The 26,261-nt window shown below is 69.1% G+C and carries 24 protein-coding genes, 1 tRNA gene and 1 pseudogene; 18 read left to right on the top strand and 8 right to left on the bottom strand.

Features of this window, described 5'->3' with window-relative positions; all coding sequences use genetic code 11:
* Position 1 precedes the first annotated feature (1 nt).
* Positions 2-649: an FMN-dependent NADH-azoreductase gene (locus tag FHU28_RS06180; protein ID WP_184681724.1), complete on the bottom strand. Its 648-nt coding sequence runs from the start codon at positions 647-649 to the stop codon at positions 2-4.
* Between the two features lie 86 nt (positions 650-735).
* Here FHU28_RS06180 and FHU28_RS06175 point away from each other — a divergent pair, with 86 nt between their 5' ends.
* Complete coding sequence (locus FHU28_RS06175; RefSeq protein WP_184681723.1) at positions 736-1,218, top strand: MarR family winged helix-turn-helix transcriptional regulator; 483 nt, start codon at positions 736-738, stop codon at positions 1,216-1,218.
* 24 nt (positions 1,219-1,242) lie between these two features.
* Here the strand turns inward: FHU28_RS06175 and FHU28_RS06170 are convergent, their stop codons facing one another.
* Entirely contained in the window at positions 1,243-2,256 is a 1,014-nt protein-coding gene (locus tag FHU28_RS06170; RefSeq protein ID WP_184681722.1) for a potassium channel family protein, read from the bottom strand.
* A 177-nt stretch (positions 2,257-2,433) separates the two neighbouring features.
* Here FHU28_RS06170 and FHU28_RS06165 point away from each other — a divergent pair, with 177 nt between their 5' ends.
* The 3 genes from FHU28_RS06165 to FHU28_RS06155 all read left to right on the top strand — a co-directional run bounded on the left by FHU28_RS06165 (position 2,434) and on the right by FHU28_RS06155 (position 4,936).
* Complete coding sequence (locus FHU28_RS06165; protein WP_184681721.1) at positions 2,434-3,468, top strand: hypothetical protein; 1,035 nt, start codon at positions 2,434-2,436, stop codon at positions 3,466-3,468.
* 106 nt (positions 3,469-3,574) lie between these two features.
* The gene (locus FHU28_RS06160; RefSeq protein WP_184681720.1) at positions 3,575-4,219 is read left to right on the top strand and encodes a helix-turn-helix domain-containing protein; all 645 of its coding nucleotides are present in this window, start codon (positions 3,575-3,577) and stop codon (positions 4,217-4,219) included.
* 126 nt (positions 4,220-4,345) lie between these two features.
* A complete protein-coding gene (locus FHU28_RS06155; protein ID WP_184681719.1) occupies positions 4,346-4,936 on the top strand; it encodes an ATP-dependent Clp protease proteolytic subunit in 591 nt (196 codons plus the stop codon).
* Between the two features lie 33 nt (positions 4,937-4,969).
* On the opposite strand, the gene FHU28_RS06150 is transcribed toward FHU28_RS06155, so the two are convergent.
* The gene (locus tag FHU28_RS06150) at positions 4,970-6,757 is read right to left on the bottom strand and encodes an adenylyl cyclase (RefSeq protein ID WP_184681718.1); all 1,788 of its coding nucleotides are present in this window, start codon (positions 6,755-6,757) and stop codon (positions 4,970-4,972) included.
* A 120-nt stretch (positions 6,758-6,877) separates the two neighbouring features.
* Positions 6,878-7,654, bottom strand: a complete 777-nt coding sequence (locus FHU28_RS06145; protein WP_073825691.1) for an HAD-IIB family hydrolase — start codon at positions 7,652-7,654, stop codon at positions 6,878-6,880.
* Between the two features lie 279 nt (positions 7,655-7,933).
* Between FHU28_RS06145 and FHU28_RS06140 the strand changes: the two genes are divergently transcribed.
* From FHU28_RS06140 to FHU28_RS06120, 5 genes and pseudogenes are all read left to right on the top strand, one after another.
* Positions 7,934-9,019: a family 43 glycosylhydrolase gene (locus FHU28_RS06140; RefSeq protein ID WP_311773530.1), complete on the top strand. Its 1,086-nt coding sequence runs from the start codon at positions 7,934-7,936 to the stop codon at positions 9,017-9,019.
* Between the two features lie 41 nt (positions 9,020-9,060).
* On the top strand, positions 9,061-9,885 hold the full coding sequence (locus FHU28_RS06135) for a hypothetical protein (protein ID WP_184681716.1): 825 nt from the start codon (positions 9,061-9,063) through the stop codon (positions 9,883-9,885).
* A 170-nt stretch (positions 9,886-10,055) separates the two neighbouring features.
* Complete coding sequence (locus FHU28_RS06130) at positions 10,056-10,334, top strand: hypothetical protein (RefSeq protein WP_184690088.1); 279 nt, start codon at positions 10,056-10,058, stop codon at positions 10,332-10,334.
* An 870-nt stretch (positions 10,335-11,204) separates the two neighbouring features.
* Positions 11,205-11,660, top strand: coding sequence for a hypothetical protein (locus tag FHU28_RS06125; protein WP_184681713.1), 456 nt, complete (start codon positions 11,205-11,207; stop codon positions 11,658-11,660).
* Between the two features lie 121 nt (positions 11,661-11,781).
* Positions 11,782-12,386, top strand: a pseudogene (locus FHU28_RS06120) (IS256 family transposase); the annotation flags it as partial.
* Positions 12,387-12,564: 178 nt separating this feature from the next.
* Here FHU28_RS06120 and FHU28_RS06115 read toward each other — a convergent pair.
* From FHU28_RS06115 to FHU28_RS06100, 4 genes are all read right to left on the bottom strand, one after another.
* Positions 12,565-12,640, bottom strand: a tRNA-Arg gene (locus FHU28_RS06115).
* 623 nt (positions 12,641-13,263) lie between these two features.
* On the bottom strand, positions 13,264-13,989 hold the full coding sequence (locus FHU28_RS06110; protein ID WP_221453125.1) for a restriction endonuclease: 726 nt from the start codon (positions 13,987-13,989) through the stop codon (positions 13,264-13,266).
* A gap of 221 nt (positions 13,990-14,210) precedes the next feature.
* Entirely contained in the window at positions 14,211-14,690 is a 480-nt protein-coding gene (locus FHU28_RS06105) for a GNAT family N-acetyltransferase (RefSeq protein ID WP_184681710.1), read from the bottom strand.
* Positions 14,687-17,806 carry an orotidine 5'-phosphate decarboxylase / HUMPS family protein gene (locus FHU28_RS06100; protein WP_311773529.1) on the bottom strand — a complete coding sequence of 1,040 codons (3,120 nt, stop codon included), beginning with the start codon at positions 17,804-17,806 and terminating at the stop codon, positions 14,687-14,689. Before FHU28_RS06100 ends, FHU28_RS06105 begins: the two co-directional genes overlap by 4 nt.
* 257 nt (positions 17,807-18,063) lie before the next feature.
* On the opposite strand from FHU28_RS06100, the gene FHU28_RS06095 reads away from it, so the two are divergent.
* The 9 genes from FHU28_RS06095 to FHU28_RS06055 all read left to right on the top strand — a co-directional run bounded on the left by FHU28_RS06095 (position 18,064) and on the right by FHU28_RS06055 (position 25,923).
* A complete protein-coding gene (locus FHU28_RS06095) occupies positions 18,064-18,447 on the top strand; it encodes a recombinase zinc ribbon domain-containing protein (RefSeq protein ID WP_221453606.1) in 384 nt (127 codons plus the stop codon).
* 116 nt (positions 18,448-18,563) lie between these two features.
* Complete coding sequence (locus tag FHU28_RS06090; protein WP_184681705.1) at positions 18,564-19,997, top strand: APC family permease; 1,434 nt, start codon at positions 18,564-18,566, stop codon at positions 19,995-19,997.
* Positions 19,994-20,992: an acetamidase/formamidase family protein gene (locus tag FHU28_RS06085; RefSeq protein ID WP_184681703.1), complete on the top strand. Its 999-nt coding sequence runs from the start codon at positions 19,994-19,996 to the stop codon at positions 20,990-20,992. Before FHU28_RS06090 ends, FHU28_RS06085 begins: the two co-directional genes overlap by 4 nt.
* Positions 20,993-20,998: 6 nt before the next feature.
* Positions 20,999-21,673 (top strand): GOLPH3/VPS74 family protein, encoded by a 675-nt coding sequence (locus tag FHU28_RS06080; protein WP_184681700.1) that lies wholly within the window; start codon positions 20,999-21,001, stop codon positions 21,671-21,673.
* An 85-nt stretch (positions 21,674-21,758) separates the two neighbouring features.
* A complete protein-coding gene (locus tag FHU28_RS06075; protein ID WP_184681698.1) occupies positions 21,759-22,670 on the top strand; it encodes an SAM-dependent methyltransferase in 912 nt (303 codons plus the stop codon).
* On the top strand, positions 22,670-23,275 hold the full coding sequence (locus FHU28_RS06070; RefSeq protein ID WP_184681696.1) for a deoxynucleoside kinase: 606 nt from the start codon (positions 22,670-22,672) through the stop codon (positions 23,273-23,275). The genes FHU28_RS06075 and FHU28_RS06070 overlap by 1 nt, the downstream gene beginning before the upstream one ends.
* Before the next feature lie 56 nt (positions 23,276-23,331).
* Positions 23,332-24,360 carry a zinc-dependent alcohol dehydrogenase gene (locus tag FHU28_RS06065; RefSeq protein WP_184681693.1) on the top strand — a complete coding sequence of 343 codons (1,029 nt, stop codon included), beginning with the start codon at positions 23,332-23,334 and terminating at the stop codon, positions 24,358-24,360.
* On the top strand, positions 24,350-25,471 hold the full coding sequence (locus FHU28_RS06060; RefSeq protein ID WP_184681691.1) for a DegT/DnrJ/EryC1/StrS family aminotransferase: 1,122 nt from the start codon (positions 24,350-24,352) through the stop codon (positions 25,469-25,471). Before FHU28_RS06065 ends, FHU28_RS06060 begins: the two co-directional genes overlap by 11 nt.
* The gene (locus FHU28_RS06055) at positions 25,468-25,923 is read left to right on the top strand and encodes an NUDIX hydrolase (protein WP_184681689.1); all 456 of its coding nucleotides are present in this window, start codon (positions 25,468-25,470) and stop codon (positions 25,921-25,923) included. The genes FHU28_RS06060 and FHU28_RS06055 overlap by 4 nt, the downstream gene beginning before the upstream one ends.
* Positions 25,924-26,261: the final 338 nt, after the last annotated feature.

The raw sequence follows: 26,261 nt of genomic DNA, 5'->3' as shown, positions 1-26,261 counted from the left end.
GTCAGGCGGCCGCCGAGGCGGGCACCCACAGGTCGTCGACGGCCCGCTCGGCCGCGGCGAGGCTCTGCTCGAACAGCGGGATCAGCTCGGCCATCGCCGGGTTGACCGGGGCCAGGGTCAGCTCGGCGCAGATGAACAGCGGCTCCAGGCCGGTCAGGGACAGGCCGTGCGGCAGCCACGGCTCGGCGTGGTCCCAGCCCTCGCGCGGGGTGCCCGGGCCGTACCCGCCGCCGCGGCTGACCAGGACGACGAACTGGCGGTCGCCGAGCAGCCCGGCGTTCGTCACCGGGTCGTACGCGATGCCGGGGGCGATCAGGTGGTCGACCCAGGACTTCACGCTGCTGGGCGCGCCGTAGTTGTAGAGCGGGAGCCCGAGCAGGACCGTGTCGGCCTCCTTCACCTCGGCCACCACCTCCTCGGTCAGCTGCCAGGACGCCTGCTGCTCGGGGGTGTGCTGATCCGGCGGCACCATGCGCGCGAGGCCGCTCGCGGTGTTCAGGTGCGGCAGCGGGTTCTGGCCCAGGTCGCGGTAGGTGACGGTGCCGTCCGGGTGGGCGGCGCGCCAGGCGGCGGCGGCGCGGGCGCTGAGCCGCCGGCTGATCGACCGCTCCCCGGTGATGCTGGAGTCGATGTGCAGTAGGTGTGCCATTGGTGGTTCCTCCTCCGACGATCGTTCGTGCAGAACCAACTATTTATAGCAGGTCGATGTTCCTCGGAGCGCGTAAACTGGGTCACATGTCCGCCACACCGGTCGAGGAGTCCGAGCGCCGCTCCGGGCCCCTGCTCGACCACCTGGCCCGGCGGATGCGGCTGCGCTCGGAGTCGGTGCTGGCCCCGCTGGGCCTGCGCCCCCGCCACCTGGTGGCGCTCACCGTGCTGCGCGACTCCGGCGGCATCAGCCAGCAGGCGCTCGCCGGCACGCTCCAGCTCGACAGCACGAACGTGGTCGGGCTGCTCAACGACCTGGAGGCGGACGGCCTGGCCGAGCGCCGCCGCTCCCCGGAGGACCGCCGCCGGCACGAGGTACGCCTCACCGATGCGGGCACGAAGCGACTGCGCGAGGCCGAGTGCGCGCTCGCCGGAGCCGAGGAGGAGATCCTCGGCGCGCTGGCTCCCGGCGAGCGGGACCTGCTCTACGACCTGCTGCGACGGGCCACCCAGGGCCGGTCGTCGACCTGCGGCGAAGTGATGGCGGAGGGCGGCCCGGGCGCCTGCTGACCGTCGGCGCTCAGCGGGGCCGGGTCAGAGCGCGGTGGTGGCCTGCGGGCGGTCGTCCCGGACGTGGACCAGCATGTCGCCGGTCTCGATCACCGCGCCGGCACGGTCGTTGAGCGTGACCACCTTGCCCCGGCGGACCAGCGCGATGACCAACGACTCCAGCTCGCGCGGCGGGCGGCCCACCTCGTCGCGCTCGGCCGACCGCATCGCCAGCGCCATGCCCTGACCCGGGGTGAGCAGGTCCTCCACCACGTCGATCAGGGGCGGGGCCGAGGTGGAGAGGCCGAGCAGCCGCCCGGCGGTGGCCGACGAGACGATCACGTGGTGCGCCCCGCTCTGCTTGAGCAGCGGCGCGTTCTCCGCCTCGCGTACCGCCGCGATGATCCGCACCTGGCCGGCGGTGAGCTGCCGGACGGTGAGCGCCACCAGCACCGAGGCGTCGTCGCTGTCGGTGGCGATGATGACCGCCTTCGCGGTACGGACGTGCGCCTGCTCCAGCACCGACGAGCGGGTCGCCGAGCCCTCGATCGTCACCAGGCCGTTCGAGGTGGCCTGCCGCAGCGCCGGCCCGCTCCGCTCGACCACCACGATCTTGGACTTGTCCGTACCGTTCTCCAGCAGGGCGGAGACCGCGCTGCGGCCCTTGGTGCCGTAGCCGCAGATGATGACGTGGTTCTTCACGGTTCTCCTCCACCGCGACAGGCGACGGCCGGTGCGGTACTGCTCGGTCAGGACTTCCAGGGTGGTGCCGACCAGGATGATCAGGAAGAGCACCCGGGCGGGGGTGACGAACAGGACGTTGGCCAGGCGCGCGGACGAGCTGACCGGCGTGATGTCGCCGTACCCGGTGGTGGAGAGCGAGACCACCACGTAGTAGAAGCAGTCGAGCAGGGTCAGGCCGCTCTCGTCGACGTCGCGGTAGCCGTCGCGGTCGAGCCAGACCACGAACACCGTGGCGAAGACCAGGCCGAGGGCTGCGAGCAGGCGCAGACTCAGCGCGCTCAGTGGCCCCCGCCGCTGCGCGGGAAAATGGATCACCGTCGGTCCCGCTCCGCCACCGTCGCCTGCACGCCCTCAAGATAGCGGGTACGCCCCGAGCCGGCTGCCTGGGCCGCAGGCCCACCCCGCGCCGCCAACGGTAAGGATCTCGTCACATTCATCGACGCGCCGACGGGTGAGACTGATGACTCACCGATCGTGACGAGGGGGCGTCGGATGCGTACAGGCACGGCAGTGACAGCGTTGGCAGTGGTGCTCGGGATGGTTGTCTCCGGGGCGCCACCCGCGACCGCCTCGCCGACCGCCACCACCCCGGCGCCGATGCCGACGGCGAAGCGCACCGCCGTGCTGCTGCCGGCACTCGCCGGGAGCAGCTCGGCGGCGGACGTCAACAGCGCCGGCGTGGTGGTCGGGTCGGCGGAGGTGGCCGGCGGCTACTGGCACGCGGTGCGCTGGGTGGACGGGCGGATCGAGGACCTCGGGACGCTCGGCGGCCCGAACAGCCAGGCCCAGGCGATCGACGAGCGGGGACGCATCGTCGGCACCGCCCAGGCGGCCGACGGCAGCAGCCATGCCGTGGCCTGGGTGGACGGGAAGATCCAGGATCTCGGCCTGACCGGGGGCATCTTCTCCATCGCGTACGACACGGCGGGCGACCGGGTGGTCGGCGTCTACCACGTCACCGACAGCTTCTCCGGGCGGCGGCCGTTCGTCCGGACCGGGAACACCGAGATCACCATCGACGCGCCGCCGGGCGCGAGCGCGCTCGCGGTGAACGAGGCCGGCACCGTCGCGGGCACCTACGGCTACAAGGACTGGACCGATCCGCCGTTCGTCAACCAGGCATTCGTCTGGCGCGACGGCGTCCTGCGGTCGCTGGGCACCCTGGGCGGGCCCACGAGCGACGCGAACGGCATCAACGACCTCGGTCAGGTGGTCGGCACCAGCTGGACCGCGGACGGCCAGTTCGCCGCCTTCTTCTGGGACGGTACGACGATGCGCCGGCTGGCCACCTCTTCGCCCTCCCCGACGGCGCAGGCCGTGAACGACTCGGGTCTGGTGATCGGCACCGACGGCACCGGCGGCCGCGCGATGATCTGGCCCTCGCCCAGTGCGGAATCCCAGCTGCTGCCCCTGCCGGACGGGGCGGTGGGAAGCGTCGCGATCAATGTCAACGATGCCGGTCTGATCGCCGGTCAGGCGCACTTCACCTCGCCGAGCTGGCACTCCAGGGCGACCCTCTGGCGTTGATCCACACCTGCCCGGTCGGTACCACGGGGGCCGACCGGGCAGGTGCCGGGGGCGTGGACGGGGCATGATGGGAATGTCCGGGACGCCCGACCGCGAGGAGGCCGGCATGTCGTTGCTGCGACGCGTGATCGGCGGGGTGCTGCGGCGCGTCCGCCTGCGCCAGGGCCGCACGCTGCGCGAGGTGGCCCAGGCCGCCGGCGTCTCCCTGCCCTATCTGTCCGAGGTCGAACGCGGACGCAAGGAGGCCTCCTCCGAGGTGCTTGCGGCGATCTGCCGCGCGCTCGGCATCCACCTCGCCGACCTGCTCGAAGAGGCCCGCGACGAGCTGCGCCGCGAGCGGCCGACGCCGGTCGGCCCCGGGATCTCGGCAGCCCGGTTCGACCGGGTGCCGGTCGCCCGCACCGGGCCGCAGGCGCGGGTCGGCCCGCCGCGTCTGTCCGTCACCCGCCGGCCGGCTGCCGTTTCGCCCCGGCCGTCGGTGACCTGCCGTCCCACCGTCTCGCTCCGTCCGCCCGCCGCCCGTCGGCCGGTCACCGCCACACCGCTGCTCGGCGGGGCACTGCGGCCCGTCGGCCTCGTGCCCGCGCCGCTCGGTCCGGCCCTCGACGCCGCCACGCCCACCGGGTTCGGCGGCGGCATCCGGATCTGGCTGACCCCCTCCGCCCCGGCCGTCCGCCCCCGCCCGCGTATCTCATCGGCGGTGGCCCGGCGGCGGGCCCGCGCCGGCCGGCGGCGACCGGTCGCCGCGTAGCTTCTGCCGAGGGCGGATCTGCCCCGGGCAGAAAGCCTGGGCCGCGGCCGTGCGCCCGGCGGACGCTGGAGACCGCCGGGTTCCCGGGCGGTCCCCCGCCCACCGGCGGTACGGAGGTGCGCGGCGATGGGTGGCATCTGGATGCTCGACGATCGGCAGCCGGCGTTCGACGACCGGGTCTTCGAACGGCTGCTGAAGGAACGGATCATCTTCCTCGGCACCGAGGTCACCGAGGCGTCGGCGAATCAGATCTGCGCGCAGATCCTGCTGCTCGCGGCCGAGGACCCGGAGCGGGACATCTTCCTCTACATCAACTCGCCCGGCGGCTCGGTGAGCGCCGGCATGGCGGTCTACGACACCATGCGGTACGTCAAGAACGACGTGGCGACGCTGGCGCTCGGGATCGCCGGCTCGATGGGGCAGTTCCTGCTCTGCGCCGGGGCGGTCGGCAAGCGGTTCGCGCTGCCGCACACCCGGATCCTGATGCACCAGCCCTCCGGCGGGATGGGCGGCACGGCCTCCGACATCACCATCCAGGCCGAGAACATGCTGCACGTGAAGCGGACCATGCAGGAGCTCATCGCCCGGCACACCGGGCGCACGCTGGAGGAGATCCAGCGCGACTGGGACCGGGACCGCTGGTTCACCGCCGAGGAGGCCCGCGAGTACGGCCTGATCGACCAGGTGCTCTCCCGCGTCGACCAGCTCGCCGGGTGAGCCGGGTGGCCCGGCCGGGCCACCCGACTCCGGTCAGGGGTAGCTGACCACAGTGCTGGTGCCGTACGAGCCGACGACCGGGGTACCGACGTCGTTGATCGTGCGCTCGATCCCGCCGCTCCCGTCGAGGAACACCGTGATCGCGTCGTGGAACCGCACCCCGGCCCGGCGCGGCGCCTCGATCCCCCGGTCACAACGGATGTCCACGCCCTGGTTGAAGTACGAGTACACGCCGAGTCCCCACGCCTCGTGCGTGCGGACGTGGTCGGCCACCTTGTACGAGGCCCAGCCGTTGCCGGTCGGGCTGCGCCAGGCCGCCTGGCTCGGCGGGTCGTAGGGCAGCTCGCTCTGGTAGAACACGGTCCGGCCGCGCTCGCCGTTCCAGATCGTCTGCCAGCGCTGGTAGTGCTCGACGAAGAGCCCGTACGCGGTCACGTCGTCGCCGTTGACGATCACGCCGGTGTCAGCGGTGTTCACGGTCCAGCCGATCGTGCCGGCCCGGCCGTGGTCGCCGCGCCAGGCCCAGATGTTGTCGATCAGCGTGTGCCGGCTGTGCACCACGAGGCTGGTCACCGCCCGCCCGGCGTACGGGCCGCCGATGCGGAAGAAGACGTCCTGCAGCGAGATCGGGTTCGTGGCGTGCGACCGGTGGCAGTGCCGCGTACCGACCTCGACCAGCACCGGAGACTCGACCGGCCCGGCGTCCACCAGCACCCCGGCGATGCGGACCCCGTCCACGTCCTCGATCCGCAGCGCCGCGTCCCCACGGTCCGGCACCAGGCTCGGCATGCCGAGGCCGAGCACGACGGTGTCCGGGCGGCGTACCCGCAGGGCCCGGTCCAGGTGGTAGACGCCGGGCGTGAGCAGCAGGTGCCGCCCTCGGGCCAGTTCGGCGTTGATCCGCTTCGCCGAGTCGGTGGGCCGGGCCAGGAAGAACGCGGACAGCGGCAGCGACGGCACCGGCGCGCCGCCGGTGGCCCAGGTGGTGCCGGCGGTGTTGCGGCGCAGGCGCGGTACGGCGACCCGCCAGGCGCCGCGGGCGTCGACGAACAGGTACGGCTTCTCCCGGGTGACCGGGCTGGTCGGCAGCGTGGTGTACGGCGGGTCGGGGAAGCCCTGCGCGGGCGCGCCGACCACGCCGGAGAACACCTGGTTCCACACGCCGTTGGTCCACTCGCCGCCGAGCTCGCTGTCCCGGGTGAGCCACTGCTGCTGGGAGCCGTTGATGGTGATGCCGTCCACCTTGGAGTCGGCGATGTAGCCGCCGCTGGAGTAGCCGCCGTTGCCGGGTTCCAGCCACAAGATGCCCTTGACGTGCACCCTCCGCATCGGTGACGCCTGCGAGACGGCCCACTGATTCGACCAGTCGGTGGGGGTGACCGCGAGGTTCTCCGCCGAGCGCCAGAAGTTGGTGAGCGCGGAGATGCCGGCGGGCGAGTTCGGGTCCGGCTGCCCGACCACCCGGACCGCGCCGTGGATCTCCACGTCGTCCGGGTGGGCGCCGAGACCGGCCACTGTCGTGTAGTAGCCGAGCCGGGCGTCCACCTCGTAGCGGCCGGGCTTGAACAGCACGGCGTACCTGTCGAAGCCCATCTCGTTGCGTTCCTGCGCGGTGAAGAGGCGGTCCAGCGTGGACTGGATCTCCTCGACCGGCGTACTGGGGTCGTACACGAAGACGTTCGGGCCGAAGTCGGGCTCGCGGGCGGGGCGTGTGGCCGGGGACGCGGCGGCGGCGCCGGCCGGGAGGCCGAGGGCGGTGAGCGACGCCGCGGAGGCGGTGAGCGTGAGGAAGCGGCGGCGGGAGGGGTCGGGTGATCGCATCTGCCTGCCTGTTCGGTGATGGGACGGGAGAGCGCTCTCTCGGCTGTTCCTACCTCATCACCGTCGATACCGCCAGAGTCCGCCGGCTCCGGAACCGGCGGGCTCTGTGTCGCGCTACGGTCAGGCGCGCCCGGCGCGCTGCTTCACCAGGTCGTCGACGAGCCGCTCAACGTAGTCGGCGGTGTCCTCCCACCGGGTGACCGCGTGGCAGCGGATGTCCATGGCCTTGACCGGGTAGTCGTTGCCACCCACGTCGAGCCGGTCCCCCACGAAGAGCACGTTGTCGATGGTCAGGTCCAGGTGCTCCAGCAGCTTCCGCATGCCGTACGCCTTGTCCACGCCCTTGCGGGTGACGTCGATCGAGGTCGAGCCGCCGCCGCGGACCTCCAGATCGGGCAGCTTCGCCGCGACCGCGTCCCGCAGCCGCCGCTTCTTGTCGCCGTCCGGGTCCCAGCCGTACTTCTCCGCCGGCGGGGCGGACTGGCCCAGCGCAGAGAACGTGATCTGGCTGCCCCGGTCCTCGATGATGTCGCCCCAGGTCTTTGCCTCCCACAGGCCCAGCGCCTGCGCCGACTCGGTGAGCGCGGTGACGACACGCGCCTTGTCGGCCTCGCTCAGGTCCTCGGCGTAGACCTGCCGCCAGTCCCCGTCGGACCAGCGGTAGTACCGGGTGCCGCAGGTGGGCATCAGGTGCAGCCGCTCGCGCTGCTCCTCGGTGAGGTCGAGGTGGGCCAGCACCTGCGACTGGAACTGCTCGAACCGACCACCGGAGATGATGAGTACGTCCACCTCGGTGAGCAGGTGGCCGAGCAGCTCCGCCATCCGACGATCGATCTGGGACTTGGAAATCGCCAGGGTGTCGTCCAGGTCGAACGCCACCACTCGAAGATCGTTCACGAATACCTCATGTCGTCGCGGACAGGCCAGAACTAGCAGGGTACCGACGCACCCTGACGCCGACCTTGAGGGCCCGACCCGGAGGGATCGCCACGCGGCGCGGCCCTCCTGACGGAGCGTAACAGCGGCTTCCGGCGCGCGTGGCGGGCTTCCACCGGGCGCCACGGCCGCGGCCGGAGTGGCCGCCGGATCGCCAGGTCACCCGCGGAGCCGTTGACGACATCGCCACCCATCGATAGCCTCCGATCGTCAATTACTTTCATCGTTGGAGGACGCCCGGTGAAATTTCTTCTGAAGCGCCGAACGCTCGCCGCTCTCGCGGCGACCGCGCTGCTCGCCGGCACGACGGCAGGGGCGCCCGCCGCGGCCGCGCCCGGCAGCGACCTTTCCACACTGGCGAGCTCGTCCACCTTCCCGCTTGCCGACCCGGACACGCTGCTGGCGAAGGACGGCTCCTACGTCACCTACGGCACCACCATCGGCGCCGGCACCGGCGCGCGCTGCGGCGCGACCGGCAGGCTGTACGTACCGGTCCTCGTCCACGGCTCCGGCAGCAGCGTCGGCATGGCCGACTGCGCCTCGCACGACGCGCTGCCGTCCGGTCCGGGCGCCTGGGCCGAGCCCGGCGGCGCGGTCTGGGCCCCCGGCGTCGCCCGCTTCGGCAGCCGGTTCTTCATGTTCTACACCGCCTCCCGCAAGGGCTCCGGGCAGAAGTGCATCGGACGGGCCATCTCCGACAGCGCCCGCGGCCCCTTCCAGAACCAGGGCGAGTGGGCCTGCCCGGACGCCGGCCGGTGGGCCCTCGACGCGAACCCCTTCGTGGCCGGCGGGAACCTGTACGTCACCTACCGGGACGACGCCATCGCCAGCGGCGCCGAGACCGGCATCTCCACAGTCCGCACCGACGGCGAGGGCCGCGCGATCTGGGACACCCGCCGGGACATGCTCAAGAGCACCGACATCACCTGGGACACCGCCAAGACCAGCGGCGGTACGCACGTGGTCGAGAACCCGTCGATGTGGAAGGCCGCCGACGGCGACTGGTACCTGATGTACTCGGGCAACAACTGGGACAGCGCGCGTTACTCCACCGGCATCGCCCGCTGCGGCGCCAGTCCCCTACCCGGCTCCCGCTGCACCCCCATCCGCGAAGGCGTGTCCCGGCCCTTCTTCGGCTACACCGGCAACGCCGGACTCGACCCGATCCGCGGCCTGCCCGGCAACCACCAGGGCCCCGGCGGGATGGACGTCTTCGACGCCGCCGACGGCACCGAGCGCGTGGTGTGGCACTGGTGGAACGGCTCCACCCGCTTCCCGATGACCGGTGTTCTGACCCGCCCTTCCACCGGATTCCTCGTCTCGTAGCCCGGCCCGTCCGCGTAGTAGCCGAACCAGTAGGGAGTCGCATGGAACGCGTCAGCAGGCGACACGTACTCGGCCTCGCGGGCGGCGTCGCGCTCGCCGGCACGCTGGGCTTCCCCGCACCCGCCGGGGCGGCGACCGCCTGGCGGAACCTCGGCGTCGTCACCGCCAACATCGGTCGCGCGAACCTCGACCAGCGCAAGGCCGCGATCACCGCGGTCCGCAACGCCCTCGACATGACCGGCCCCGCGGACCGTCCGCTCGTCGGCTGGCAGGAGATCGGCGGGGGTGACGGTGACACGAAGGAGAAGGGCTGGATCAACGAACTGTTCGGCGAGCGCTACCGCAACGTGCACCTCAACGACGGCGGGCACTACGTGCCCATCTCCGTGCCCAGGGTGTACGACGTGCTCGACGAGCGCGTCACACCCGTACACGAAGGTCTGGCGGGCGTCTCGGTGAACCGCGTCATCTCCGAGTTCCTGCTGGCCGCGAACGACGACGCGGCGCTTCAGTTCGCGTTCCTCAACACGCACTTCGTGGCCGGCGCGTTCAACGGCCAGGAAGATCCGCACGAGGCGTGGCGCCGGAGCAAGTGGGCGCTCCACTTCGACGTCCTCCGGGAGCGGATCTCCAGTTGGCAGGACCGTGGCTACCCGGTGATCTGGACCGGCGACATCAACCGCAACCCGATGCCGAAGCTGTTCCCCGCGAAGGAGACGCGCGCCTTCGACGCCGGCATCGACCAGATCGGCTGGCTCCAAGGGTCGAACGGGGTCCAGATCCAGCTGCGCAATCGCAAGACGGTGCCCATGCACGTCGACGGCCACGACGCCCGCGTGGCGGTGCTCCAGCTCCGCCGCGCCTGACCACACGCCTGCTCACCGTAAGCTTTGGTCTGGTCACGTTCGGTAGAACTCGTTCACGGAAAATTGCATTTGGCAAGAGATGGCACCGAAATTTTCTCGATGCGATGCATCTGCTTGTCAGGTACCCGACAGTGAATTGCCCGCTCTTGTGCTAGCTGTCCGCCGGGAGGATGCTCGAACCGTCGAACGGCACTGCGTCGCCTCGCACAGAGGGCGGCGCCCGGCTGCCACCGGACGCCGCATTCGACTCCACCGCTGCAACGGAAGGAGTCACGTTGACTGTAATCCCTCACGGGTCAGACTTCGAGACACCAGAGGACGAGGACGAAACCGTTGCCGAGCCGAATGACCGGCACCGGCTCATCCTGGCGTACATCAAGACGCTCAGTCCGATCATCGCCGCCGTCGTCGCCTGCATCGGGACGCTGGTGGCAGCACTGGTCCGCTGACCCGCCGGCCCCGCGCCCGAGCCCCGGCCGGACGCGGGGCCGCCCCCGTCCCCGCCTCGTCGTCGGTTCGCCGGTGGTCGTAGCCTTCCGGCCGCCGCAGCATGCAACAGTCGCCCAAGGCCAGCAACCCCGAGGTGGTCGCCGCCCACCCGCGTCCGTAGGCGGCGGCCGAGAACCGTCTCGTCCGTCTCGGCGCCCATGCCCTGTTCCGGGAGATGCCGATCGCGACGGAGCGAGAGGCGACCACCACGAACACGAGGCCGGCGGACGCGAACACCGGCCAGGCCAGCGCGAGCAGCGCAAGTGCGAGGAAGACGTGAGCCATCGGCCGGCAACCTGCCGCCCGGGGCGTCGTTTGCTGTTCGACCACAAGCGAGGCGCATACGCCCCGGTGAGTGGAGTTGATCGAGCAGCATGGCTCGCCTACCGCGACCTGGCTGAAGCTCCGTCACCCGTCACCTCCGACATGTCCAGCCCAATCAGGATGAGGAAGACGCAGCGAACAGAGCAGATGTTGCGGCAAATGCCGTCGACCGGGAGCTAACGGTTTCGGAGCTTCTTGCTCCCCACCAGGTCCACGAGGCTGCGGCATGCCACGCAACAGCGACGCCGACCGGAAACCTCACATTTACGCGGACGAAATAACAGCACCTGTCCACCTCGGATCCTGGCGCCAACAGCCTGCGCGAGTAGATCGATCGACGCAAGCTCAAGAAGCCCTCAAGATTGATGAGTAGGAGTAGATCCCCGCGGCTCCGGTGATACCGTCCACGCCAACATATTGATCACCAAGAAAGCAGGTAACCATTGATGGCAGGGGCGAGGAAGAGTGCTCACAGTAGCATTCTTGGAACAAAGATGCGTGCCCGGATGCTGTTCGCAGCAGCTGCGGCGCTGCTCGTAGTCGTCGGCGCCGCAAACCCGGCCGCAGCAGCCGGAACCGCGACCGTCAGCATTGGGAGCAGCGCCGCGATCGGTGTGCAAACCGATTTCGAGAACCCGACGTGGTCGAACCATTATTCGAACATACGAGTCGTCGGCAACTTCACCAACCACACCGCCACCTCGGTGAAACTGACGTCTATCAAGGTCTGCTACTCGGACGGCCAAGGCAAAAGGGTGCTTATTTCGCCGTGGATCACGAACAGCAGAGGGACGTTCGATGTGGATTGGCAGGCGGCTACATACCTTCCCTCCCAGTGCGCGACGTACACTCACGCGCGCACCCTTTCTAAGCAGCCGGACGGGGAAATGATGAGGGTGATCCTGCGCATCACCATGGAAAACCGAAGCACCACTTCCACCATCTCGGGGTTCTACCGGTAATAGCCGCTCTTCCATCTCGGCCATGTGTGTGCGGATTCCTTCCGCCGGACATGGCCGAGTGCAATTCAGCATAGGGATTCGACCAGTTGAACGCAGGGCCAACGGACGACGCCGGCGCCGGCTGGCGTTCCTGCGGTCGCTGACCGCCCGCGGCCTGTCCGGCATCCGCCTGGTCATCTCCGACGCTCACGCCGGCTTGGTCCAGGCCATCGGAGCGGCCTACCCGGGGCGTCATGGCAGTGCTGCCGCACCCACTACCTGCGCAACTTGCTGACGAAGGTGCCGAAGTCCGCGCAGCCGTGGATCCACCCTCGCACGCGCGATCTTCGACCAGCCTGACACCGACGCCGTCCGAGCCCAATTCCAGCGGGTCGTGACCACGATCGAAACGAAGTTCCCGACTGCGGCCGAGCACCTCGACGCCGCCCGCGATGACCTCCTAGCCTTCACCGGCTTCCCCCGCGAGATCCGGCGTCAGATCTGGTCCAACAACCCGCAGGAACGGTTGAACAAAGAGATCCGCCGGCGCACCGACGCCGTCGGGATCTTCCCAACCGGCCCGCGATCATCCGCCTCGTCGGCGCCGTCCTGGCCGAACAGACCGACGAAAGGGCCGAAGGACGCCGCTACATGGGCCTGGAACTACTGGCCAAAGCCCGACTCATCCCCATCCAGCCCGACCAACACGACACCGACCAGACCAACGCGGCACCGATCGCCGCCTAACATCAGACCGGATCCCGCGATGGCCCGTCTCTTACACCAGCGCGGTCGCGACCGCCGACGCCTGCTCATACCCGTCTCCTGCCGATGTTCGCCATCAGTTCGGCCGGTAGGTGGCGAGGCGATCGGGCACGCAAGCCCTCGCAGGCGGAGCAGTGGTCGTAGCACCGAGCGTCGGACCTGGTGCCCCCGGCAGGATTCGAACCTGCGACACACGGTTTAGGAAACCGATGCTCTATCCCCTGAGCTACGAGGGCGTGAGGGCCCAGTCTAGCGACCTGGGGGTTCACCTGGGGTGGCAGGGAGTGGCCCACGCTCACCCACGTTCCCCGGGCCGCCATTCGCCCAGTCCAGGACCACACGCGGAGCACACGAACCCCGGTTTGCGACCGGCGGTCGGCCGCGGTGGCCGCGTTGGCACCGGTTCACCCAGGTTGGCATCCGCTGGAGAGCACACACCGCGCACATCATCGGATGATGATGATCCGCGCTCCGGGCTACGGGTTCGGCAGGGTGGTGCGCCAGGCGGCGGTGAGTGCCACGACACGTCGATGGCCGCGGACGGTCACAGCGCAGGGTGGTGAGGTTGTCAACGCCGGCAGGGCGCCCTTCTCCGGTCTCAGCAGCCACGATGTCGGTGCCGAGGGCAGCCGGTACTGGTGGGACGCCCGACGCAGTGCCCTGGGCTCGGGCAGTCGAGGCCGGCGGCGTGGACTTTCCACTGCTCAGTGCCAATGCCGCCTGAACCAGTTTTCAGGGCGGAGCCGACACTCAGGTCCCTTGGCTCACACCGGTCGACCTCACCCGGGTCATCCGGGCCGACACGGCCAGCAGCGCGACGCCTTCCAATCCGGAGGAGCGCGAGTGATTCACTGCGACCTCATCCCCGCCGGGAGAGCCGAAAGATCAAGAGAGCCGGCAGGGTGCCCAGGCAAGCAACAGTCATCCAGGTGGCCCACACCTCTCGGAGCCACGGTGGCGCGAGGTCGGGGTTCTGCGAGAAGAACCAGATGGTGCCGCTGCCGACAAGACACATCACGAAGGGCGCCAGGAGGATCGCCAGGCTCACAACACCCGGAGGCGTAGGCGCAGGTTGCGGCCGACGAGCATGGGACGCAGCCGTGATGGCGGGCATGAACAGCCGCGAGGACGGGGACGGGCGGCCCGACGGATTGGTATCTGTTCTTGGATCATTGGCGGGTCGTGAGTGTCGAGTGCTGATGCTCTGGGCGCTGGCGTTGACGGCGGTCATGGAACCGTCGAGTGAGTAGACGAAGAGCGCGATGTTGTGCTCGTCGGCGTAGGCGACAGCAGTTGATGCGTAGTCACTGCCGGTGAAGAAGATCAGCTGCTTATGGGTCGCGTGGCCACGGGCGCCAAACAGCAGTTGCAGCGCGGGCCGGCCGACAGCGAACGCTTGGTACTTGACCTGAGCGACAGCGCCCGACGCGCTGACGTCGATGCCACCATCCGAGCCGCCTGGGCTTGCCCGTGCGTCTCGGTAGCCCCAGTAACGCATCCAGGCGGCGGCGTTGTGCTCGGCATCCTGCCAGGTCCGAATCTGCCGGGATGTTGGACGTTCAGACTCGCTGCCCGTGCTGCTCACGGCCGGGAGTATGGCAGCAACCCAGCCTGCGTCAAACCGTCAGCCCAGCCTGCCGGCAGCCTTAGACCTCGAGCACACCATCAACACAGACGTGTGTACCAAAGGCATTCATGGCGTCCGGACAGCGCGGCGCGGCTACTCTTCTGACATCAACCCTCGGCGTCGGTGAATGATGACTCCAGTGTCCCCGCCACCGGCCAGCCAGATCCTGCCACGGGTGATCATGCGCCGATCGATCGCTCATAAACGGCGCGGTGCTTCCCCGGCCCCTTGTAGTCGTAAATCACCGACACACCCGCCTGTGTTGCGTCTCCAGGAACGTTGCTGAAGCCCAAGGCGAGCCACGCTCTGTGCGCAGCGTGGTTGTCGGATTCCGAGGTAAGGAACAGGCGCCGGCACCCCCATACTGAGCCTTGGCGGTGAACTTCTTCCACGAGCGCCCGCGTGACCCCTTGACGACGGCGGCTCGGGTGCGTCATCACGTCCTGCAGGTAGATCTCTGACGGGTTGACCTGGCTTCGGAAGGCGATCACGCTTCCGGCGACTTGGCCGTCGATGATGGCGAGCAGGCAGGTGTCGGCGAACAGCGTGGCGTACAGCCAGTAGTCCGATGAGCCCCGCAGCCTGATGTACGGCTCTCCCAGCGCCAGCAGTTTCTCGAGGTCGGGAATCCGGTCGACCGTGAGCGGCGCGATGATCATGAGTGGTGTCCTTCGGTGAGTTCGATCGATGCGGCGAGGTCCCGCGCGGCGACGGCGGGGTCCAGGGAGTCGGTGACTCCGCGACCGACTACGAGGATGTCCCAGGAGCGTCGTCGGCTGGCTTCGACGTCGGTGGGTTCGAAGCCGCCGGAGACTGCGACCGGCAGCTTCGTCCACGACCTGATGAGCTGCGCTTGGTCGAGGGGGTGAAAGCCGGCCACGCCCAGGTCGATGTTTGTGGTGATGGCGAAGCCGTCGACTCCCGCGCGTTCCATGTCCTGGACCCAGCCCTGGGCCAGTCGGCCCTCGGGCACGTCGATGATGATGGGGATACCCAGGCGCCTGCTCGCTTCGGCTGCCGCGGACACGCTGGCGATGCTGGCGGGTCCGATGAGTAGTACGACGTCGGCTCCGGCCTCGGCTGCGAGGACCACTTGGTCGCGTCCCCAGTCGGCGGACATCATCTCGGCGACGATCCACGCATCGGGAGTTCGCTGCTTGACCGCGCTGATGGCCTGGACGCCGACGCTTTTGATGAGCGGGTCGCCGATCTCGATGAATTGCACACCTGCGCTGGCTGCGGCTTGGGCGACGGCGATCGCGTGGTCAACGTCGCGGACGTCGAGTGCGACCTGAAGTGCCCGTCTGTCTCGGAGGCGCCGGAAGGCTTCTTTACCGATGCCTGTGGCGGCGCTCGTGGCTGTGTCCTGGTGTTCAAGCAGGTTGGCTTCGGTGCGTACGAGCCAGTCGGCCGAGGCGATGCCCTGGCGGGTGAGGGTCGACTGGACGTTCGTGGGTAGCCGCAGGGCACCGGTACGGATCTCTCGGAGCAGGCCGAACAGGGCACTGCGGGAGGAGTCCTCGTCCTGCAGGGGTGTCCTTCCGCACTTCAGTAGGAGTCGCTGGGCGGCGACTCGAACGTTTCGAGGGCCATTGCGCCATGCGTCTTGGCCCCGGATGACAAGGTCGGCCGCCGAGTCTTCGTCCCCAACTCTGAAGGACAGTCCTCGGAGGAGACGTTCGCGGACATGCCAGTTGCGGTCGTCGAGGAGCGTGGCCAGTAGGTGTTCCAGACCGGGTGCGGTCAATTGGCCGACGGTTTCGGCGGCGGCGGCGCGGACTTTGTAGTCGCGGTCCGCGGTCAAAGCCTCCATGACCGAAAAAACCGTTTGGTGTGGGATTGCGTGGCCCGTGCGGATCCCCTCGGCGAGGGCGGCGCGGGCTCGCCAGTCGGGATGGGCCAGGAGAGTCTTTAGCTCCTGGGAAGTGCTGCCGTCAGCGGTGAGGAAGACGTAGAAGTGTCGGGCGAGGAATACCGCGTCCTCGACGGTGTCGAGTTGCGCGAGGCGGACGAAGTCGTGGACGGCCGCAAGGGGCAGTTGCGTCTCGACGCACGCCACGATGTCGGACCATACTGCCGGGCCGAAGCGGCGCAGCACCCGCAGCATCCATCGCGGGTACTCCGCGCCCAGTGCCGTCGCGGCTGCGTTGGTGTGCAGGAGGGCTCTGGCCAGCGGTAGGCCATTGTCGTGCAGGCACCGGGAGGCGCATACGCGCAGCACCTCGGCGGTGGTGAACGCCGGGCTCTCACCGGTGAGTTCGAGCATTAGGGGCAGCGTTTCGGTGATGCTGATCGACGGTGACTGGGCGACGGCGGCCAGCAGCTCCGGCGATGTCGCGTCCAAGCCTTGCAACAGGAACTCCAGGACGCCCCGCAGGTCGCCCGATGCGCTCGTGCGGGCGGCGAGGTCGTTGAGCAACTCGATGGTGACGGTCGAGCGTCCGTGTGCCTCGATGACCTGGGCGAGCCACCGGGCGAAGAGAAACTCACGGATGACGTCGTGATGGAACGTCAGTACCCCGGACCGGCCGGACCGCAGGAGTCTCGCGATCGGAGACGCGGTAAGTTCACCGATATCGCCTGGTACTTTCGCCTCGATCGCAGGAAGCAGTGGGTGCGGCCACGCCGCAGCGAGCTGCCTGCGGGCGAGTGCCGTCAGGTCCCCCGTCGCACGGTCGACGTCCAGGCTCGCCGCCTTCAAGATCGAGGCGACGCAGAATTCCACGAGCCGGTAGGCGTTTGGTTGCCCGAGCGGCTCGGTCGACTTGGCAGCCCGGATGAGGCTCATGTACAGCGGCAGGCGGGCCAGGTTGCGAATCTTCGGAGGCAGGGCGTCGAACAGCGGTTCATCGACATGCCGCTGCGCGTTCCACACCTCCCGGGCGGTAGGGACGTCCCAGCGGTCCAGCCGCATTGACGGCTCGGCACTCTGCGCCTGGCCCTGACCGGGCATGACCGCTGCCGACAGGACGGGGTAGGGCGCCAGCTCGATCTCCGGCGGTGTGCGCAGTACGAGCAGAAACCTCAGGTTGCCCGAGAGCACCTGTCGCAGCGTGGCGTCGAGCTGGCGGCAGACCTTGTCCACCACGGCGTGCGACTGGGGGCTGTCGATCACGACGAGCAGCGGCCGGGACAGGTCCCGGCTCTCGACTTCCAGGGTCAGCAAGGAATCCTCGCCGGCCGGTTGGGATCCGTAGCGGAGGATCTCGCGCGCCAGGTCGGTGTCCTCGGTCCACGAGTCCGCGGTCAGCAACTGAACATCCGCTCCGGGCGCCCGCGACGCCAGGTGACGGGTGAAGCTGGTCTTGCCGCAGCCCGGAGGCCCGATGATCAGATAGACGCGCGCGGTCGACGCGAGGAAGTCCGCGACCAGGCGCTGAATGTCGGCCGGGGGCATGTACGCGAGATCATCGGGTTGTTGGCCACCGAGCGCCGCGAGGACGGCGGCCGTCCGTTCTTGGGAACGCGTACCGAGATCTTGTCTCGTGGGCCGGCTGCCGCCGGCAGGCACGGTTGAGGCGCTCGGCTCTGCGGTCGCCGACGCCTTGAGGGTCTGGGCGAACCGCTGCTTGACCTCGGTTGGTGAGCGTGCCAGATCGACATCGAGCATCTGTTGGGTTTCGTAGCGCATGCGGGTGGCGGCACCGCGCTTCTCCCAGTTGGAGATGGCCGCCGGATTGACGCCCAGGTGCTCGGCGAAGCCGCGCACGCTCATGCGTAGAGCCAGGCGTAATGCTTTCGCCTCGCGGCCGGTCCACCGTCGTACCGTCTCCACGGGCTATCCCCCAGGCCGTGCACTCAGCGTCATCGTCGCAGTCGGCAGCGTAGTAGACGACGGCGGGCGTAGACGAGCTGAAACTAGGACAACACTAGAACGTCCACGCGTCGTCACGAAGCAGGCCGAACCGGCAGGCTGGTCGCACAGACAACCACGGCGATGGATCGGGTGATCGGGAGTTTCGCCAGACCCTCACCGTCGTGGACAGCCCTCGCGTTCGCGAGCAGCGGTGATGGTGGAGGTGCCCCGTGGCCATGGACGTGCGAAGCGGCGTGGTGCGCGACCGCGTTCGCAGTGTCGCACCCGGCCGTAGCGGTGAACGGCCGGCGCAGCCGGAACCGCCTGTCTCGAAGGTCTTCACCCTTGAGGGACTGCTGCTGTGCCGCGGTTGCGGCATGTCGCTGCAGCCGGTACGGATGCTCGGTCAGCGTGCCTACCGAGGGCCCTGCGGCTGTCGGCTGTCCGCCGTGGATGCCGAGGCCATCGAACAGTTCGTCCTGGAGGCGGTGGCGGCGCCAGCGCCGGGGTTGGTGGCGGACGCGGCACCTGAGGAACTCCGCGGCATCTTCCGCCGCTTGTTCGTCGCCGTGCGTGTCGGTGGCTGCGCCGAGGACTTGTCCATCATCTGGCGCCTCTAGCAGCCGGTCCAGCAGTTCCTGGCTGTGCGTCAGCCGGCTGAGCCGGTGACGTCGCTCGGCCAGCACCTCACGGCCGTAAGCGCGCCGACATCAATGACCAACATGGAGGAAAGACCATGTACACGAGGCAGACAGTGCCGCCACCGGAGATCGGCGTGGCGCAGGTGTCGCCAGACTCCTCGCGGTTCGGGTACCGACCGGAGCTGCGCCGCTCACTCGGCTTCGCCGACCTGCTCTTCTACGGTCTGGTATTCATGGTGCCGATCGCGCCGATGGGCATCTTCGGATCCGTCTACGCAGGTGCCGGCGGGATGGTCGCGCTGGCCTACGTCGTCGGCATGGTGGCGCTGGTGTTCACCGCCGCCTCGTACGCCCAGATGGTCAAGGCGTTCCCGCTGGCAGGCAGCGTGTACAACTACGCGGGCCGGGGGATCGGCGCGCCGGTCGGCTTCCTCGCGGGTTGGGCCATCCTGCTGGACTACGTGCTGGTGCCGAGTCTGCTGTACCTGATTGCGGCGGTAGCGATGCACTCGACCGTGCCAGCCGTTCCGGTCTGGGTCTGGCTGGTCGGCTTCGTGCTGCTCAACACGCTGGTCAACTACCGGGGAATCCGGATGACCGCCCTGATCACCCGCGTGATGCTCATCGGCGAGGTGATCGTGCTGGTGATCTTCCTTGCTGCGGCCGGTCGTGCTCTCGCGCAGGGCAAGGGACAGGGCTTCTCGTGGACGCCGCTCTACAACCCTGACACGTTCACCTGGGCGCTGGTATTCGGCGCGGTGTCGATCGCTGTGCTCAGCTTCCTCGGCTTCGACGGCATCTCGATGCTGGCCGAGGAGAACAAGGGCGGTGCGGGCCAGATCGGCCGGGCCATGGCCGCCGCGCTGGGCGTGGCCGGGATGCTGTTCATCACTCAGACCTGGATGGCTGCGTTGCTGGTGCCCGACCCAGGCGGCCTGCTCGCGAACGGCGACCCGGAGGGGACGGCGTTCTACGACGCCGCGCGGCTCGCCGGTGGCCCCTGGCTCGCCACCCTGTGCGCGGTCGCCACCGCCGTCGCCTGGGGCGTGGCGAACTCTCTCGTCGCTCAGGTCGCCACCTCGCGGCTGCTGTACGCCATGGCCCGCGACCGGCAACTGCCAAAGTTCCTGGCAACGGTCTCGGTGCGTCACAGCGTGCCCACCCACGCCATCACCCTCACTGCGCTGGTGTCGCTGGCGATCGGCCTCTACATGAACTGGCGCACCGACGGCATCGCCCTGCTGTCCAGCTTGATTAACTTCGGCGCGCTGACCGCGTTCCTCGTCCTGCACCTCGCCGTCGTCTGGCACTACCTGGTCCGCAGCCGCAGCCGCAGCTACGTCGCGCACCTGATCCTTCCGGGAATTGGGATCACAATCCTCGCCTACGTCGTGGTCAACGCCAACGTGGCCGCGCAACGCCTCGGCTTTGTCTGGCTCACCCTCGGCCTGCTGACCCTGGTGGGTCTGTACGCCGCTGGCCGCCGTCCCCAGCTCTCCGGCCTCGCCGGCGGACGGGAGTCGGCATGAGCAGCAGGGTCACCTACCAGCCGGGCGAGAACGAGCTGCGCCACACTTTCGGCGCCCACCCGGCGGTCGCCGAGATCACGCCCGGCAGCCTCCTGGTCACCAGCACCGAGGACTGCTTCGGCGGCGCCGTCCGCACCGTCGATGACCTGCCCTCGAAGGTGTGCCAGGCGTTCAACCCCGTCACCGGTCCCTTCCACGTGGCCGGCGCGGAACCCGGCGACACCCTCGCCCTGCACTTCGCGGCCATCACCCCCGCCCGCGACTGGGGTATGTCCGCCACCTTCCCGCACTTCGGCGCGCTGACCGGCACCCACACCACGGCGATGCTGCACCCGCCGATAGAGGAACGCGTGTGGCGTTACACCATCGACGCCGCCGCCGACACCGTCACCTTCCACGCCCGCCGCTCCGACCACGCAGTCGTCATGCCCCTGGAGCCGATGCTCGGCACGGTGGGAGTCGCTCCGGCGGGTGGGGAAGTGCGATCCACGATCGTGCCCGACGCGCACGGGGGCAACCTGGACACCCCGGAGATCCGCCCGGGAGTCACCGTCTACCTCGGCGTCAACGTCCCCGGTTCGCTGTTCGCCATTGGCGACGGCCACGCCCGCCAAGGCCAGGGCGAGGCGTGCGGCGTCGCGGTGGAGACCGCCATGAACGTCACCATTGCCGTCGACGTGATCAAGGGTGTGGCCACACCATGGCCGCGCATCGAGACCGACCACCGGATCATCTCAATCGGCGCCGCCCGACCCCTGGAGGACGCGTACCGGATCAGCCAGCACGACCTCGTCACCTGGACGGCACACCTGACCGGGCTGGAGCTGCTCGACGCCTACCAGTTCGTCTCCCAGGCCGGTCGCGCCGCACCCGGCAACGTCTGCAACCCGCTGTACACCATGCACGCGGCCCTCACCAAAGCTGTCCTGGCGGGCGCGAGTCCCTACGGCGGGGTGCATCACCGGCTGCGCCGCATCGCTGAGTCGACCAGGTGAGCCACCATGAGCCACGCGGCATTCGACACCCCGCCGGTCCGCCTCCCGCTGCGCGTCGAGCTGTTCGTGCTGACCCACAACGACAGCGGTGCTCCGCTGGCTCACCTGCCGTCCCTGTCGCTCGCGCTGGCTGGAGCCATCCTCACCAACCTGGTCGCGCCGATCGAGCGGGTCCGCGTCGTCGGCGACGCCGCCATCGCCGTGCACCGGCAACCCACCGGCGACCCGGTCGCCGACTGGGCGCTGACGTTCCTGGCCCGTCACCACCGTGCGCTGTCGGTCCGTGAGGCCGTGCGGCTGCTCGGCGAGCACGCCTACGACAAGGTCACCGCCGGACTCATCGCCGGCGGCCTTGTCGAGCAGGTCACCAGACGCCGCATGCTCGGCCGGGTCACCGCGTACCCGCCGACAGAACCCGCGGTCATCCACCGCGTCCGCGGGCGGCTGCGCTACGGCGTCCTCGGCTACGACGATCCCGACCCGCAGACCGACGCCCTCGCCGGTCTACTCCGTGCCCTACGGCTCGAATCCGAGCTCTACCTCGACGGCTTCGACACCGACCTGCGCGAGCGGCTCCGTCAGATGCTCGCCCGCGCCGGACATCACACACCCGCCACCGAGAAGATCATCTGCGCCGTCGACGACCTCATCGGCGAGACCGCCGTATCGGTGTACCGATGAGCACCCAAGACACCGCCACAAGCATCGGGCAGCCACCACGAGCGCCCGAACCGGCACCAGGGGAACGACCAGGGGAACTGAGGCGATGAGCTGGGCACCCGCCGAGCTTGATCTGAGCCGCCCGAACGCCGCGCGAATGTACGACTACTTCCTCGGCGGCAGCCACAACTTCGCCGCCGACCGTCAAGCAGCCGACGCCGTCCTCGCCGTCGCACCCCACGTCGCGGACGCTGCCCGCGCCAACCGAGCGTTTCTGCGCCGCGCCGTCCGATACGCGCTGCAGCAGGGCATACGGCAGTTCATCGATCTTGGCTCAGGCATACCGACCGTCGGCAACGTCCACGACATCGCCCACTGCGTCAACGCCGACGCGCGGGTGCTCTACGTCGACGTCGAGCCGGTAGCCGTGGCACACGCCAGGGCACTGCTGGGCGTCGCCCCGCAGGTCGACGTCATCCAGGCCGACATCTGCTTCCCCGACTTCATCCTCGACAACCCCGCCACCCAACGGCTGATCGACCTCGCCCGCCCGGTGGCCGTCCTGTTCGTCTCGGTCCTGCACTTCATTCCCGGCGACGTCAACGCCATCGTGGAGCCCTTCCGCGCCGCTGCCAGTCCCGGAAGCGCCCTCGTCATCTCCCACGCCACCTCCGGCGCGACCACCAACCAGACCGAGGAGGTGCAGCGGCTGTACCAGCGCACCCCCACCCCACTTCAACTCCGACCCCGCGCCGACGTCCAAGCACTGTTCGGTGACTTCGCCATGGTCACGCCCCAACCCGGCGCAGCGTCACCCTCGGACGGCGCCGCGCTCGTTCCGGTGTCTCACTGGCGGCCCGACCCCGAGGACCACGTCCCGGCGGACGGGTCATCGGCGAGCCCTTTCCTCACGAGCTTCCTCGCCGGGGTGGGCATGAAAGGACCCGCTGTCATGACGGAACAGCCAAGGCCAGAACCGACCGGACGATGTGCGCTCCGGCCAGCGGGCAGGCACTGATGTTCATCGGACTCGCCGGGCCGACAGGCGCTGGCAAGACAACCCTCGCACACCGACTCGCCAAGCATCTCGGAGCGCATCTGATGCGCGACCCGTTCGTCGACAACCCCTCTCTCCCGAAGCTCTACGCCGCGGGGAAGACCCGCCCCGTGGCCCTGGCTCTCCAGGTCGAGTTGACCTTCCTGGCGCTCCGCGTCGCGCAACTTCGCGAGATTCACGACCTGCTCAGCCATGGCACACCCGTTGTGGCGGACTGGTCCATGGCGCAGCAGGTCATCTTCGCCCACACCACCCTGCCGCCCGAGGACGCCAGTCGAGTGAGGGAGACCTGCGCCACCTGGAGCGACACCGCCGCACGACCCGACCTTCTCATCGCCCTGACCGCACCGGCACCGGTCCTAGCCCGCCGGATCGCGCATCGCGGCAGGCCCATGGAATCCGCGCTGTCCACCGACTATCTCGAAGACCTCACCCGAGCCTTCGACACACCGCTTCATGACTACGCCAGCCGAATCATCCGGCTCGACACCAGCGAATTCGACGCCTTCAACGACGAAGACGTCAGCGCGCTCCTTGCCCACCTACCAGCCCTGGAGAGGCCATGACCGAAACCAACGTCGCACAGCCACGCATCGCCCACGCGCCTCCCTGCAGCAGGGTCATGATCACCGGGCCAGGGCGGGTAGAGATCGTCCGCGAGCACCTGCCCGCACTCGGCCCCGACGACGTCTACGCCGAATCGGTCGTCTCCGGCATCAGCCACGGCACCGAGATGGCCTGGGTGGCAGGCGACGCCGCCTCGCTACACCGGTCGTGGGACCCGCAGCGACGCATCTTCCTCGACGGCGCCGGCCGGGACTTCCCAGTAGCGCCGGGCTACGAGACCATCGCCCGGGTCACCGCCATCGGCGAGGCCGCTGTCAGCAAAGTCAACATCGGCGACCTCGTCACCCTCGACCGCCCGCACGGCACCGCGCACATCGTTCCCGCAGACGCCGCCATCGCCAGCCGGCTGCCGGCCGGTGTCGACCCCGAACGCGCCGTCTTCTTCATCCTGGCGCGCGTCGCTCTCGGCGGCGTCCACGACGCCGAGATACGCCTCGGCGACACCGTCGTCGTGGTCGGGCTCGGCACCGTCGGCCTTCTCGCCGGCCAACTCGCGCGGCTCGCGGGAGCCGCCAAGGTCATCGGAGTGGACCGCTACCCGCTGCGCCTGGACACCGCCGATTCCCTCGGCGTCACGCCCGTGTGCGCCGCCACCGAGGATGACATCGCGGTACAGGTCCGCAAGCTCTGCGGCCCGCACGGCGCGGACCTCGCCATCGAAGCCTCCGGCTCCTACCGTGGCCTGCACGAGGCGATCCGCTGCGTTCGGGTCGGCGGCCGGGTCGCGACCGTCGCCTCCTACAACGGCCACCAGACCGGCCTACGGCTCGGCGAGGAGTACCACCGCAACCGCATCACCCTGGTCTCCTCCATGACCGTCAACGGCTGCCCACAACGCGCCCACCCCGCATGGGACCTGCCCCGACTCAGCGCCACCGCCCGAGAGCTGGTCATCACTGGGCGGGTGCATGTCGACAGCCTGGTGACCCACCGCTTCCCCTTCAGCGAGGCGGCCAAGGCGTACCACCTGATCGCCCAGCGCCCCGAGGAGACCATCAAGGTGGTGCTGACCTATGACAAGTAGCAACCACGACGTCCTCAACCCCGTCAACGACCGGTACACCCCAGCACCCTGCGGCGAACTCGACGAAATCCGCGCCACCCTCGACGACGGCCGCCTTTCCGGCGGCGCCCCCGTCCTCGCCATCTACGAACACGCGCTCGCCAAGCGCTTCGGCGCCCGCCGCGCCATCGCCGTCAACTCGGGAACCTCCGCGCTGCACGCCGCGCTCATCGCCCTCGACGTCCGACCCGGCACGGAGGTCTTGGTCCCGGCTACCGCGCCCCTGCCGACAGCCATGCCGGTGCTCACCTGCGGAGCCACGCCCGTCCCCGTCGACACCCTGCCCGAATCCCTCGCCCTCGACCCCGCCGATATCCAGCGCAAGCTCACCGGACGCACCCGCGCCGCCATCACGCTGCCGCTCTGGGGCTACCCCAACGACGAGCGAGCCAGCGTAGACCTCCTCGCCCAAGCGGGAGTGCTGGTCACCGAGGACGCATGCCAAGCCCACGGCACCCGAGTCGGCAACCAGTTCGCCGGCACCCACGGGGCAGTCGGGTGCTTCTCCACCCACGACCGCAAGCTCCTATCCACCGGCGAGGGCGGCTTCATCCTCACCGACGACGAGGAACTCGGCGAGCGCATCGACTGGTACACCCACCTCGGCCACCTGCGCGGCACCACCCACGGCGTCAACTACAAGCTCGCCGGCCCCCTGGCCGCCATCGGCCTGCGCCGGCTCAAGCTGCTCGACCGCCAGCTCGACCGACGCCGCCGCAACGCCCAACGCATCCTCACCGCGCTGCCGCCCGGCGGCCTACTGCGGGAACTGCCGTACGGCGTCCAGGACAAGCCGAACTACTACAACCTCGTCCTCACCATCAAGGACCGCATCCCCCAGGTCGCCGCCGCGTTCGAGGCCGCCGGGCTCCCACCCGACTCGATCCGGTGGCGTTACCGGCCGCTGTACCACCAGCCCATCTTCCAGCCCTACGCCAACCAGTGCTCCAACGCCGAACGCCTCGCCACGGCCACCGTGCAGCTGCCAGTTCACCCAGGAATGACCGACGCGACCGTAGCGTGGATGGCCGACCGCGTAGCCCAGATCGCCCAGGGAGACATCAGAGCATGATCCGCCACTTCACCAGCTCAGCCGTCGTCTTCAACGACGAGGGCCACGTCCTTCTTGTGCACCACAACAAGATCGACCTCTGGCTGTACCCCGGCGGACACATCGACCCCAACGAAGACCCCGCCGAAGCTGCACTCCGCGAAGTCCACGAAGAGACCGGAATCATTGCGGACATCCTCGGTCCGCAGCCGTTCCGGCACCCCGCCGTACGAAGCATCCCGAGCCCGTTCGCCATCATCGAGATGGACATCGAAGACCGCAAGGTCGGACTACACCGACACATCGACCTCGTCTACGTCTGCCAAGCGACCAGCGGTGACCTGACAGCTCAAGTCGAAGAGGTCGGCGGCGCAAGGTGGGTGCCCGTCGAGGACATAGCGGATCTCCGCACGCCTGCCGAACTCTCCGCTCTTATCACCGAAGCCGCGAGATTGATTCCTCAACCGGCCTGAAAGCTCCGGTGGCGAGATCCAACCGAGGGACGCCGGTGCAGCCTGCCCCGGCATCCTTCCAGCCACTCGTGCTCACCAGCGAACTGCAGCGACGCCCCGGTTCTTGCTCTATACGAACACTGACGGGCAGATCGTCAATCGACCCGTCTACGTCGTCGTCGGAGTCACCGTCAACCACGAGTGCGACACGCCGTGCCATCTCAACGACCGACTCATGGTCGACGAACTGGTCGCCGGAGGCGCGAGGGAATCGACCTGGCCACCAGCTACGCCAACCGGGTGGTCGCCAAACGCGACGCGGACGGCGGCGCCGTTAGTTCCGTCTCCGCGCCGTCGCT

This window comes from Micromonospora echinospora (assembly GCF_014203425.1).
In the GTDB taxonomy this organism is placed as follows: Bacteria; Actinomycetota; Actinomycetes; order Mycobacteriales; family Micromonosporaceae; genus Micromonospora; species Micromonospora echinospora_A.
Note: the sequence above shows the minus strand (reverse complement) of the source record. Positions and strands in the feature narration are given on the sequence as shown.

Excerpts from the sequence above, each read along its gene's own strand:
- FHU28_RS06135 (WP_184681716.1), top strand. The coding sequence starts at position 9,061 with ATGGAACGCGTCAGCAGGCGACACGTACTCGGCCTCGCGGGCGGCGTC.
- FHU28_RS06060 (WP_184681691.1), top strand. The coding sequence starts at position 24,350 with ATGACAAGTAGCAACCACGACGTCCTCAACCCCGTCAACGACCGGTAC.
- FHU28_RS06180 (WP_184681724.1), bottom strand. The coding sequence starts at position 649 with ATGGCACACCTACTGCACATCGACTCCAGCATCACCGGGGAGCGGTCG.
- FHU28_RS06175 (WP_184681723.1), top strand. The coding sequence starts at position 736 with ATGTCCGCCACACCGGTCGAGGAGTCCGAGCGCCGCTCCGGGCCCCTG.
- FHU28_RS06085 (WP_184681703.1), top strand. The coding sequence starts at position 19,994 with ATGAGCAGCAGGGTCACCTACCAGCCGGGCGAGAACGAGCTGCGCCAC.
- FHU28_RS06150 (WP_184681718.1), bottom strand. The coding sequence starts at position 6,757 with ATGCGATCACCCGACCCCTCCCGCCGCCGCTTCCTCACGCTCACCGCC.
- FHU28_RS06095 (WP_221453606.1), top strand. The coding sequence starts at position 18,064 with ATGGACGTGCGAAGCGGCGTGGTGCGCGACCGCGTTCGCAGTGTCGCA.
- FHU28_RS06155 (WP_184681719.1), top strand. The coding sequence starts at position 4,346 with ATGGGTGGCATCTGGATGCTCGACGATCGGCAGCCGGCGTTCGACGAC.
- FHU28_RS06080 (WP_184681700.1), top strand. The coding sequence starts at position 20,999 with ATGAGCCACGCGGCATTCGACACCCCGCCGGTCCGCCTCCCGCTGCGC.
- FHU28_RS06160 (WP_184681720.1), top strand. The coding sequence starts at position 3,575 with ATGTCGTTGCTGCGACGCGTGATCGGCGGGGTGCTGCGGCGCGTCCGC.
- FHU28_RS06090 (WP_184681705.1), top strand. The coding sequence starts at position 18,564 with ATGTACACGAGGCAGACAGTGCCGCCACCGGAGATCGGCGTGGCGCAG.
- FHU28_RS06070 (WP_184681696.1), top strand. The coding sequence starts at position 22,670 with ATGTTCATCGGACTCGCCGGGCCGACAGGCGCTGGCAAGACAACCCTC.
- FHU28_RS06065 (WP_184681693.1), top strand. The coding sequence starts at position 23,332 with ATGATCACCGGGCCAGGGCGGGTAGAGATCGTCCGCGAGCACCTGCCC.
- FHU28_RS06055 (WP_184681689.1), top strand. The coding sequence starts at position 25,468 with ATGATCCGCCACTTCACCAGCTCAGCCGTCGTCTTCAACGACGAGGGC.
- FHU28_RS06075 (WP_184681698.1), top strand. The coding sequence starts at position 21,759 with ATGAGCTGGGCACCCGCCGAGCTTGATCTGAGCCGCCCGAACGCCGCG.
- FHU28_RS06165 (WP_184681721.1), top strand. The coding sequence starts at position 2,434 with ATGCGTACAGGCACGGCAGTGACAGCGTTGGCAGTGGTGCTCGGGATG.
- FHU28_RS06125 (WP_184681713.1), top strand. The coding sequence starts at position 11,205 with ATGCTGTTCGCAGCAGCTGCGGCGCTGCTCGTAGTCGTCGGCGCCGCA.
- FHU28_RS06130 (WP_184690088.1), top strand. The coding sequence starts at position 10,056 with ATGCTCGAACCGTCGAACGGCACTGCGTCGCCTCGCACAGAGGGCGGC.
- FHU28_RS06105 (WP_184681710.1), bottom strand. The coding sequence starts at position 14,690 with ATGATCATCGCGCCGCTCACGGTCGACCGGATTCCCGACCTCGAGAAA.